Annotated in this window: 10 protein-coding genes and 1 pseudogene; all 11 read left to right on the top strand. The window is 38.0% G+C overall.

The annotated features are described in order from the left end of the window. Positions 1-413, top strand: a 413-nt coding sequence (locus B3143_RS04575) for an EAL domain-containing protein (protein ID WP_286739686.1), incomplete at its 5' end; no start/stop codon positions are given. Between the two features lie 265 nt (positions 414-678). Further along, a pseudogene (locus B3143_RS04570) lies at positions 679-876 on the top strand (helix-turn-helix domain-containing protein); the annotation flags it as partial. 340 nt (positions 877-1,216) lie between these two features. Continuing rightward, positions 1,217-2,221 carry a phosphotransferase family protein gene (locus tag B3143_RS04565; protein WP_262737728.1) on the top strand — a complete coding sequence of 335 codons (1,005 nt, stop codon included), beginning with the start codon at positions 1,217-1,219 and terminating at the stop codon, positions 2,219-2,221. Next, on the top strand, positions 2,218-2,544 hold the full coding sequence (locus B3143_RS04560) for a hypothetical protein (RefSeq protein ID WP_104503872.1): 327 nt from the start codon (positions 2,218-2,220) through the stop codon (positions 2,542-2,544). The genes B3143_RS04565 and B3143_RS04560 overlap by 4 nt, the downstream gene beginning before the upstream one ends. 3 nt (positions 2,545-2,547) lie before the next feature. Beyond that, the gene (locus tag B3143_RS04555) at positions 2,548-3,285 is read left to right on the top strand and encodes a histidine phosphatase family protein (RefSeq protein ID WP_286739683.1); all 738 of its coding nucleotides are present in this window, start codon (positions 2,548-2,550) and stop codon (positions 3,283-3,285) included. Beyond that, positions 3,282-4,442, top strand: a complete 1,161-nt coding sequence (locus B3143_RS04550; protein ID WP_104503869.1) for an acyl-CoA dehydrogenase family protein — start codon at positions 3,282-3,284, stop codon at positions 4,440-4,442. Before B3143_RS04555 ends, B3143_RS04550 begins: the two co-directional genes overlap by 4 nt. A gap of 26 nt (positions 4,443-4,468) precedes the next feature. Then, positions 4,469-5,233, top strand: coding sequence for an SDR family NAD(P)-dependent oxidoreductase (locus B3143_RS04545; RefSeq protein ID WP_228151221.1), 765 nt, complete (start codon positions 4,469-4,471; stop codon positions 5,231-5,233). A 13-nt stretch (positions 5,234-5,246) separates the two neighbouring features. Beyond that, a complete protein-coding gene (locus B3143_RS04540) occupies positions 5,247-7,130 on the top strand; it encodes a sigma 54-interacting transcriptional regulator (protein WP_286739680.1) in 1,884 nt (627 codons plus the stop codon). Between the two features lie 153 nt (positions 7,131-7,283). Continuing rightward, the gene (locus B3143_RS04535; RefSeq protein ID WP_104503864.1) at positions 7,284-8,921 is read left to right on the top strand and encodes an AMP-binding protein; all 1,638 of its coding nucleotides are present in this window, start codon (positions 7,284-7,286) and stop codon (positions 8,919-8,921) included. Between the two features lie 25 nt (positions 8,922-8,946). Beyond that, positions 8,947-9,258: a DUF485 domain-containing protein gene (locus B3143_RS04530; protein WP_104503878.1), complete on the top strand. Its 312-nt coding sequence runs from the start codon at positions 8,947-8,949 to the stop codon at positions 9,256-9,258. Next, on the top strand, positions 9,245-10,903 hold the full coding sequence (gene actP, locus B3143_RS04525) for a cation/acetate symporter ActP (protein ID WP_376745122.1): 1,659 nt from the start codon (positions 9,245-9,247) through the stop codon (positions 10,901-10,903). The genes B3143_RS04530 and actP overlap by 14 nt, the downstream gene beginning before the upstream one ends. Positions 10,904-11,267 lie beyond the last annotated feature (364 nt).

The raw sequence follows: 11,267 nt of genomic DNA, 5'->3' as shown, positions 1-11,267 counted from the left end.
GTGTTAGCCGGATGCTTACGATAGAGGTAACAGAAGGGATGTTACTGATGGGTATTGAAAGATCGGTTGAAATTTTAAAAGCTATACGAGCACTTGGAATCAAAGTAGCAATCGATGATTTTGGTACGGGCTATTCTAGCCTGAGTTATCTCCGTCAACTGCCTATTGATCAAATTAAGTTAGATCGTAGTTTTATTCAGCATTTGCCAGAACATAAAAGTGATGCGGCAATTGTTATAGCAATTACTCAAATGGCAAAAACATTAAACTTAGAAGTCGTGGCTGAAGGTGTAGAAACAGAAGAACAAGCTAAGTTTTTAACAGAGAGCAAATGTAATTACTTGCAAGGCTATTATTTTGCTAAGCCCGTTTCTATAGAAGATTTAAAAGTTATCTTAGACAAGAATGCATGACAAAGCCACCAAACTTAATTAGCAATTCAGATAAATTAAGTTTTTAAAAAATATATGGTTACTATGGTGATATTTGTAAATCTATTCCTATTTCTACTAAAGGAGTATATTAGACCTCTTGCGAAAGTATTATTTTTGACTATTTTAGACTTTTATATTTACGCAGATTCAAATCCCAAGTGCAACACATTTGTAGTTAGTTGAAAAAGTTAGGTGTATTCATAGAATCATTAGACTTTTTCAACTCGCAATTGGAAAGCACACAATGAAGAAATACACCCAACTTTCTCAAGATGAAAGATACGAAATTTATGCTACTTTGAAAAGTAAAAGTTCAATCGCTACTCTTGCTCGGGAATTAGGACGTTCACGATCAACCATCTACCGTGAATTAAAAAGAAATACTGGGCAACGTGGATATAGAGCTCAACAGGCAGCTAAATTTGCAAGTCAAAGAGGCTTTGTTGCATAAACATTCTTCAAGATGCTGATTCTTAAAGATTTGTTTGATTTTTAATCCAAAAATAAATTAAAAAAATCATAGTCTTAGATATTTATGCAACAAAGCCATGTATTTGCAAAATATTTGCTTAAGAACACTCTACAGTTAAGCAAATTTTAAATATAGAAGATGAAGAAGAAAACCATTCGATAGAATTAATCCATAATAAAAATCTTTGAAATTTCATTCTTGGAACGTTATTTCAAAATTGAAATCCATGGAATATGGTTAAGTTATTGTATTTTATATTAAATTTAAATGGCATGCTCCTTGCTGAATTAGAAGTAAAAGGAGAGTTTCTATGGATGGTTTACAACTTCAAAATTTGAGAAATCTTTTAGAAAAGCATCTCAATTTTACAACTGATTTACCGATGAATATAAAAAAGCTTAGCGGAGGAGCGATTCAGGAAAATTGGGTTATTTCTGGCAAATTAGATCAAGAAGATTATGAAATTGTGTTAAGAAAGAATGCGGCTACAGTGGTAGATGCAAGTTCTGGCCGTCAACAAGAATATGAGTTATTAAAACGTTTATATGAACTGAATATTTGTGTGCCTCAACCTCTATTATTTGAAAAAAAAGATAATTTTCTTAATAGTGAATTTTTTGTGATGAATAAAATTTCTGGGGTTGCTGAAGGTCATAAATTAGTCCGCCTTAATCAACCAGACTTGCAATGTAAGATTCTGCAAGATATTGGGCATAAACTTGCCGCTATTCATTTAATAGAATCTGATCCAGAAATTGAAAGAATCATTCAGAAGCCTCCAAAAGAAAATTATTTAAATCAACTTACAGAAGATCTTCATGAGCAACTTCTTAAATTAAGAGAGCCTCGACCGATACTTGAGTTTGCTCTTAGCTGGATGAAGCAGGAGCAGCCAGAAACAGATGATTTGGTTATTGTTCACGGTGATTACCGCACGGGAAATATCATGATTGATCATGATCATGTCTCTGGCATTCTGGATTGGGAATTTACCCATTGGGGAGATCGCCGGGAAGATATTGGCTGGTTCACTTCAAAATGCTGGAGATTTGGAAAAGACGCTCAGGTCGCCGGTGGGATCGGTTCTTATAAAGATTTTATGCAGGCTTATTCCCAAGTTTCGGATATTTATATTCCAGAGTTTGAGCTGAAATTTTGGCATGTTTTATCGCATGTCCGTTGGGCAATTATTGCGATACAGCAAGCCAACCGGAATCTGAGTAATGCGCGTCCTTCTCTGGAATTAGCGCTAACAGCGTTTTTAGTGCCTCAATTAGAAAAAAATATTCTCGACATAATTGGTGATAAAGAATGAATCAGGAAAGAATTATACAGCTTATTGAAGCGGGACAATCACTGTTAAAGCATGAACTGCAATTAAAGCATCCCGAGTCAAAGTACAGCTTATTAATGCTGCAGCGCAGTTTTCAAATCTTAAAAAATTATATTGAATCTCAGTCAGAACAAGAGCAAAAACAGCTGGATATTTATCAGAATTATTTTCATTTTCCTATCACTAATGCAGTTCAGAGTGCTGACCAGTTATGTGTTGAGATGAGGGAAAATTTCGATATGCAGGCACTTGCAGTCTTGGAGCAGCTGAATCAACTGGAGCTGGAAATAATTAAAGCAGGTTAAATTATGAAATATATAAGGCTTTATCTGGTTCGGCATGGACATGTTCAATATTTTGACGAACAACATCAACCTGTTAATCCCAAATATGCTGCTTTATCCACGCAGGGTGAACAGCAAATACAGTTGCTTGCTGAACAATTAAAAGCAATTCAGATGGATCAGATTTTTTCTTCAACTATGCCGCGCTCTATCCAAACGGCCGAGATTCTATCTTCTGCCCAAAAGAATCCAATAATTCATTCCTTTGATGAGATTAGGGAAATTAAATCAGGACGTCTCAAGAATATTCCTGATGACCAGGTTGAAATTTTAATCAGAAAAGCATATTACCCGAAAAAATATGCATTAAAAGATTTTTTACTAGGCGAGGCATGGTCTTCCTTTGAACAACGTATAACCTACTGGTTTGAGGCAATGCTGTTGCAGGAATTTCAAGCACAGCATCAGCATATTCTTGTTTCTTCACATGATGCTGTGAATCGAATCGTACTGAACTGGATATATGGCTTAAAGGGTCAAGATGTTCAGGTTCAGGAACAAAATTATGCATGTTTGAATATTGTAGATTTCTATATTGAGGATCAGAAAATCCAAGAAACCCGTATCTTACTGCAGAATTTCACTGCTCATAACATATTAAAGATCAACGAATCTGGAAATGCTTTAGATCATGTCTATGAAATGTACATGAAAGCAAATGGATTTAAAAAATCAAACGGATTGAAAGGGGAAGTAGCATGAAAACATTATCTCAGGATTTGATCGAACTGCAGCAAAAAGTACGTCATTTTATTGAACATGAAATAAAACCTTTTGAGAATGATCTTCGTCAGGATAGCCATGGCCCAAGTAATGAATTGCGCGTAGAACTAATTGAAAAAGCCAGACAATATAATTTGCTGACACCTCACGCAAGCTTAGAAATGGGTGGTCAAGGCTGGACACATTTGCAGAAAGCTGTTGCCTTTGAAGAGGCGGGCTATTCACCACTTGGCCCCATTGCCATGAATATTCATGCGCCAGATGAAGGCAATATCCATCTCATGGATATTGTGGCAAATGAATCACAGAAAAAGCGATGGTTGCAGCCGATGGTAGAAGGGAAAATCCGTTCTTGTTTTGCAATGACTGAACCAGCGCCTGGTGCAGGCTCTGACCCTTCAATGCTGCTTACCACCGCTGTACAGGACGGTGATGATTATATTATCAATGGAAGAAAATGGCTGATTACTGGAGCAGACGGGGCTGAAGTCGCCATTATTATGGCAAAAATGGAAGATGGCTCTGCTTCCATGTTTCTCACGGATACCTCTGCTGATGGCTTTATTCTTGAAAAAAATATGAATGCTATGGATTCCTGCTTTGCAGGGGGGCATGGAATACTCCGCTTTGAGAATTTAAGGATTCCCAAAGAAAATGTATTAGGTGAAACAGGTAAAGGATTTAAATATGCTCAGGTTAGGCTTGCACCGGCACGTTTAACCCATTGTATGCGCTGGTTAGGGCAGGCGCGCCGTGCACATGATATAGCTACTGAATATGCTAGAGAAAGGCAGTCTTTTGGGCAGCGTCTAGGTGATCATCAAGGCGTCGGTTTTATGTTGGCTGATAATGAACAGGATCTTTTAACTACACGTTTGTCCATCCATTATTGTGCACAGGTTCTGGATATGAATGACAAGGCGAATTATGAATCTAGCCTAGTTAAGGTGATTAGTTCTGAAAATATCTGGAAAATTATTGATCGCAGCTTGCAGATATTGGGTGGGCAAGCCATCACAGATGAAAATCTCGTCTGTAAAATTTTCAAAGATGCACGTGGATTCAGAATATATGATGGCGCCAATGAAGTTCATCGCATGAGTATTGCTAAAAAGTTGATGAATAGAAAAATCTAAAATTAAGTTTTCAAGGATGAATAAACATGTTCAATATAAAAGATAAGAATATTATTGTGACTGGCGCCTCAAGTGGGCTAGGGCAGCATATCGCTGAGTTTTATGCTCAGCAGGGCGCTAATATTGTGATCTGCGCGCGCCGTGAAAAACGCCTAGAGCAATTAAAAGATAAATTGGAACAGTTGTATCAGGTCAAAGTATATAGTTATGCTTTTGATATTAATGACCGCATAGCTGTTCAGCGAATGCTGCAAGACCTTAAGGAAAAACAGATACATGTTCATGTATTAATTAACAATGCGGGTGTAGGTGATTCTAAGCGCTTTTTGGATTATAACGATCAAGATTGGGATACCATTGTTGGGACCAATTTAAAAGCTCCGTGGATGTGTGCACAAGAAGTCGCATCGTATATGCAAGTACAGAAAACCGCTGGGTCAATTATTAATATCACTTCTATACTGTCTGAAACTATTAATTTGGGTGTATCACCTTATTGCGCATCTAAAGCAGGGCTGAAGCACCTCACCGAGGTAATGGCAGTGGAACTGGCGCGTTTTAATATCCGGGTGAATGCGATTGCGCCAGGATATATGGTGACCGAAATTAATGAAGACTATTTAAAAAGTGATGCTGGCCAAACAATTTTAAAAAGAATTCCCATGCGTAGATTTGTGGAATTTTCAGATTTAAATGGTGCATTATTACTGTTAGCATCAGAAGCGGGTCGAGGAATGACCGGCATTGAAATTAAAGTGGACTGCGGGCACAGCTGTTCACCAATATCATAGGAAGATAAGTAGCATGCTGAATCAGAAGCCAATTAATATTTTGGTAAGTTATATTAAAACCCCATCTATTAATGGCTTTCGAGCCCTAGCGGAACAGACCATTGAAAAAGTACAGTCAGACAAAATTGGTTTTGTTGAATGTCATATTTCTGATGTGTTGGAAGTGGCACAACAACTTGTTAAAAATGGCAGCGAAATTTTACTCTGTACAGGTGCAACTGCCCATTATCTGCAAAGAAAGCTGCCTATTGAGTTGCATACTATACGTACGGGAGCCTTTGACGTCATCCAGGCGATTTCAAATTTAAAGCAATATCAGAAAATTGCATTATTGGGAAATGCTTCCAGTGTAAATTTGACCCAGTATTCCGATGTTTTCGCCCTGAAGGTTCAACAGTTTAGTTATGATTCTTATCTGGCTGCAAAGAAGGCTGTACAGCAGGCTCAGCAGCAAGAATTTGATGCGGTAATTGGTTCACCTGTTGCTGTAGAAATGGCTTTAGGTATGAATATGGCTGCACAGCTGGCGATTAGCAGTAATTCATTACAAGATCATTTATATAGTGCTCTGCAGCGTTTAGATAAAATACGTGCGGAAAAGCAACATACGCAAAGATTAAATGAGATTTTTAACCAGCTGACGGATGGGATTTGCTGTATTTCTGACACAGGAAATATTCTTTTTATTAATCAGTCGATGACAGCCTTACTGAACTTGGATCTAACCCAAGTCTTGAATAAATCGGTCTATTCCATTTTCCAGAATCTGGATTTGAATGTAGAGAAAAGTCATCAGGTTTTGTCAGTAGGAGCAAAAAAATTAGCCGTACATTTATCTGCACTGAAAAATGAATATATAGACGGCTTTATTCTTAGTGTGCAGGATTTAGATGCTTTTGAAAAATCCAGCAGCGAATTCAGAAAGGTTTCTACACGAAAATTTAATATTCGTTATAGTTTTTCAGACCTTATTACTGAGGATCCAGCTTTTGTTCAAAGTATAGAATTGGCCAAACAATATGCCAAAACGGAAGCAACTATTCTAATTACCGGTGAAAGTGGCACAGGCAAGGAACTATTGGCACAAAGCATTCATCATTATAGCTCAAGAGCCAAAGCGCCTTTTGTTGCAATTAACTGTGCTTCTTTTCCAGAAAGCATTTTGGAAAGTGAATTATTTGGTTATGAAGAGGGGGCTTTTACCGGGGCGAAGAAAAATGGAAAAGTAGGACTGATTGAGGCGGCCCATAATGGCACCTTATTTTTAGATGAAATCGGTGATATGCCCCTGCATCTTCAGACACGTTTTTTAAGGGTGCTGCAAGAAAAACAAATTAACCGCTTAGGTTCAATCGTGAGTCATCAGGTTAATATCCGGGTTCTGGCCGCTACTCATTCAAATCTGGAAGAGAAGGTAAATAAAGGTGAGTTCCGAGCTGACCTATATTATCGATTAAATATTTTAAGAGTATTTGTGCCAGCGCTGAAGCAGCGCCGTACCGATATCATGGCGCTAACAGAACATTTTCTTCGGAAGCATCATCTGGATATAGAGGCACTGCCAGATTACTTGAAAAAGGCTTTGCAAAAATATCATTGGCCTGGAAATATTCGGGAACTTGAAAATATTATAGAAAGATTTGCAGTGATAAGCAGATTAGACAGAGAAATATTCAATCAGCAGATTGTTGAAAAGCACATTCCAGAAATTTTTCAAAACTATGATTTCTTGGTATCTGAACAAGCAAACCCCTTAAAAGAAGTAAAAATAAATCAGGAATTACAGTTAATCCAGCAGGCTATAGATGCAGCCAATGGAAATCTTGATGCGGCTGCCCAAAATTTAAATATCAGCCGCACAACCCTATGGCGCAAGATGAAAATGTTAAAAGCCTAACTGCCAGCTCCAAGAATTTCACAATTGAAAACAGTTTCATCTTTGAAAAAATATAAAAACATAAGTCACTGATAATTAATGATTAAAAAATTGGCATCATAGTTGCAATATTAGTATTCAGACTCAATTGGGAAATTGTGCAAGGATATAATAATGATGAATGGACTGATGATGTATTGCAATTTAAACATTACTTCAATTATGCGGCATGCAATGATGGTTCATGCTGAGCAGCAAATTGTTTCCTTAAAATCAGATGGTATTAGTGTACATCGTTATACTTACCGCGATGCTTTTAAACGTGTGGCTCAGTTCGCACATGCCCTTGATCAATTAAATATTTCTCAAAATGCCAAAGTCGGTACATTGGCTTGGAATACATATCAGCATATGGAACTGCATTATGCTATTCCATGTTCTGGGCGTATTTATCATACGATTAATCCTAAACTGTTACCGGAGCAGATCAAGCAGATTATTTGTGATGCGAAAAATGAAGTTTTGATTGTTGAACCTGAGAATGTGCCGTTACTAGAAAGCCTGTATCCGAGCTTTTCATCATTTCTTAAGGAAATTATTGTCCTAGGAGATATTGATCCAAACCTTAAAGCCAGTTTTCGGTTTAGTTTCTATGAAGATTTAATCCAATTTCAGCCTGAAAGCTATGAATGGCCGGATATACCAGAATTGCAAGCCAGCGGTTTATGTTATACATCAGGAACGACAGGAAAACCAAAAGGTGTTCTTTATTCACATCGCAGTACTGTACTGCATGCATTAACGTTAAGCATGGTTGAAGTGGTAGGCTTGCATTCGCAAAGCACCATGATGCCTATGGTTCCGCTTTATCATATCAGTGCTTGGGATATGCCTTTCAATGCCATTCTGTGCGGGGCAAAAATAGTCTGGCCAAACCAGTTTGCAGGACAGACTGAGAAAATGACGGCACTGATGCAGGCAGAAAATGTCAATATTTCTATGGCTGTGCCGACTGTATGGACCTCGATAAAAACATATTTACAGCAGAATCCAGACTTAAAGCTTAATCTTAAACGGGCTATTTCAGGCGGTTCAGCCGCACCGCTTGCATTAATCAAAAGTATGCGGGATTTAGGCATTCAGCTCGAAAATGGCTGGGGTATGACAGAAACCAGCTCTTTGGGAGCTATTAATCAGACACAGCTTATTCGTGAACCTGAACATTTTGACCAGCAGGCAATCAAATGCGGCCGGCCGATATTCGGCTTGCAAATGCGTTTGAAGCATTTTGATGGAACGGTCCTTGAACATGACGGCATTCAGGAGGGGGTTCTCGAATTAAGAGGCCATACGGTGGTGCAGCAATATATCAATAGCTCTGAGGATCAGAAGCATTCACAAGCTGAAGACCTTTGGTTTGATACAGGAGATATAGCCACGATAGACAAACATGGCTATATGCATATTACTGACCGCGCCAAAGACATGATTAAATCAGGAGGAGAGTGGATCAGCAGCGTTGAAGTTGAAAACGCAGCAATGGGATATCACAAAGTTCATGAAGCTGCGGTAATTGCAGCAGAACATCCGAAATGGGGAGAACGTCCTTTATTAATTGCGGTTGCAAAGAATAACGAATCGATAAGTCATGAGGAGATTATTCATTATTTGTCGGGCTATCTGCATAAATGGGCTTTGCCTTCAGCAACTATCTTAGTCAAAGAAATACCTCATACACCTACAGGAAAAATTAGTAAAAAGCAATTAAGGGAACGCTATCACGATTATTTTCAGCAATTAAATGCCGTATGAATTCATCAAAAAAAGGATTTTTGATATGTCAAAAAATGTAGAAATTGCCATTATTCAAAATATGAAATTCAAGGATATGGTTAGAGCGCGTAATCGTTTTGCCATGTGGTTAAGTATAATCATTCTATTTATCTATTTTTTATTCATTGGTATAGCTAGCTTTTATCCTCAACTTCTTGCTCAAACAATGGGAGATCGGGTTCTTACCGTTGGAATGCCAATGGCAGCATTAGTCATCATTATAAGCTGGCTCATTACTGGTATATATATTTACATTACAAATCAGCATTTCGATCGCATTAAGGAAGAACTGAAGCGGGAGTATCAATATGAATAAATTCTTGCTTCTCGCCATAATGATTGTCTCTAGCAGCCAGACACAAGCAGCAACAAACAGCCCACTCAACTGGACCGCTATAAGCATGTTTGCAACAGTGGTTTTTATTACCTTGATTATTACTTGGAGAGCTGCACGGCAAACCCATTCTAAAGAAGACTTTTATACGGCAGGAAATTCGATTTCAGCTCGGCAAAACGGGTTAGCAATTGCAGGGGATTATATGTCTGCCTCTACCTTGCTTGGAGTATCAAGCATGGTTTTTTTTAAAGGTTATGATGGTTTCATTTATGTCACAGGCTTTTTTGTATGCTGGCCAATTTTGACATTTGTTATGGCCGAACGTTTAAGAAATTTGGGTAAGTATACATTTGCAGATATTGTATCTTATCGTTTAGACCCTGCAAAAACCCGTATTCTTGCTACTTCTGGCTCCCTAATTGTTGTGTGCTGTTACTTGCTCTTGCAGATGGTGGGTGCTGGCCAGCTAATTAAATTGCTGTTCGGAATCGATTATAAGATTGCCGTAATGCTGGTGGGATGTCTGATGCTGATTTATGTCATGTTTGGCGGTATGCTAGCAACAACTTGGATTCAGATTGTTAAAGCTGTCTTGTTATTATTTGGTGGTACAGTACTGACTTTTCTGTGCTTAAGATATTTTAACTTTAGTCTGGATAATTTGGCTGCAGCAGCAGTAAAAAATCATAATTTAGGACAAAAAGTATTAGAACCAGGCCCAATGCTCTCCAATCCGATAAATGCGCTATCTACTTCAATAGGCCTGATTTTTGGACTAGCTGGTTTGCCACATATTCTAATGCGCTTTTTTACTGTTTCAAATTCTAAAGACGCACGTAAATCCGTGTTTTATGCGTCTGGATACATTGGTTATTTCTTTATTCTCGTATGTATCTTAGGCTTTGCAGCAATTTCAGTCATTGGAACAAATCCCGCATTTTATGTTGATGGGATATTGGGTGGAGAACTGATTGGCGGTTCAAATATGGTGGCTATTCATCTAGCCGGCGCATTGGGTGGTAATGTTTTACTTGGATTTCTATCCGCTGTTGCCTTTGCCACGATTTTAGCTGTAGTTGCAGGTTTAACGCTGGCAGGTGCATCTGCTATCTCACATGACCTATTCCAAAAAGTAATCAAAAAGGGCTCAGCTACAGAAAAGCAGGAAATGGCGGTGTCCAGATTTGCTGTAGTAGGTTTAGGTATAGTGGCCATTGCCTGCGGTATTTTATTTGAAAAAATGAATATTGCGTTCTTGATGGGCCTTACTTTCGGTATTGCTGCATCAGCAAATTTCCCTGTACTTTTCCTTGCCATGTACTGGAAAGACCTCACTACCCGAGGGGCAATCTGGGGCGGATTTACTGGTATAATTTCAGCTATTGTTTTTGTTGCTATGTCGCCAACGGTCTGGGTAGGTGTGTTTGGCTATGAACATGCAATTTTCCCTTACGATAATCCTGCATTATTTTCTATGCCTCTCGCATTCATAGTGAGCTGTTTGGTCTCTTTAATGGATCGTAGTGAACGGGCTGCAATAGATAGAGCTGGATTTGAGCAGCAGGTAGTACGTTCTGAATTGGGCGCACAACAATCTGACTTGGAAAAAGTACCAATTCATTAATAAATTTAAATTAGACCTCTTGCGAAAGTATAATTTTTGACTATTTTAGACTTTAATATTTATTTAAAAATAAACGCTTATCACTGATTAAATTTTGACTAACGCAAGAAGTCTATTGATATCTATAATACTGGCTTTTAATATATAGCTGAATACTTAATTTATTATCACACCTAAAACCATAGGAAATGAGGTTTTACAGATATTTCCATGTGCTAGTGTTTTTAGAATTTAGCTATATATTAGGACTTACGCAGTATTATTTATAGATTCTCTGTGGTAGCAGATGATTTTTATCGAGAATAAAGTCATCAATGAAGTTTTTGATCATTGTTCTAAATAACTTCTTCTGCCAACGATATAC

The sequence above is a fragment of the Acinetobacter sp. UBA1496 genome (assembly GCF_002324975.1).
Classification (GTDB): domain Bacteria; phylum Pseudomonadota; class Gammaproteobacteria; order Pseudomonadales; family Moraxellaceae; genus Acinetobacter; species Acinetobacter variabilis.
This window is presented reverse-complemented; position numbering and strand designations above follow the sequence as displayed.

Bases quoted from the DNA above. Each gene is read 5' to 3' on its own strand.
- B3143_RS04555 (WP_286739683.1), top strand. From the start codon at position 2,548: ATGAAATATATAAGGCTTTATCTGGTTCGGCATGGACATGTTCAATAT.
- B3143_RS04535 (WP_104503864.1), top strand. From the start codon at position 7,284: ATGATGAATGGACTGATGATGTATTGCAATTTAAACATTACTTCAATT.
- B3143_RS04560 (WP_104503872.1), top strand. From the start codon at position 2,218: ATGAATCAGGAAAGAATTATACAGCTTATTGAAGCGGGACAATCACTG.
- B3143_RS04565 (WP_262737728.1), top strand. From the start codon at position 1,217: ATGGATGGTTTACAACTTCAAAATTTGAGAAATCTTTTAGAAAAGCAT.
- B3143_RS04540 (WP_286739680.1), top strand. From the start codon at position 5,247: ATGCTGAATCAGAAGCCAATTAATATTTTGGTAAGTTATATTAAAACC.
- B3143_RS04545 (WP_228151221.1), top strand. From the start codon at position 4,469: ATGTTCAATATAAAAGATAAGAATATTATTGTGACTGGCGCCTCAAGT.
- B3143_RS04530 (WP_104503878.1), top strand. From the start codon at position 8,947: ATGTCAAAAAATGTAGAAATTGCCATTATTCAAAATATGAAATTCAAG.
- B3143_RS04550 (WP_104503869.1), top strand. From the start codon at position 3,282: ATGAAAACATTATCTCAGGATTTGATCGAACTGCAGCAAAAAGTACGT.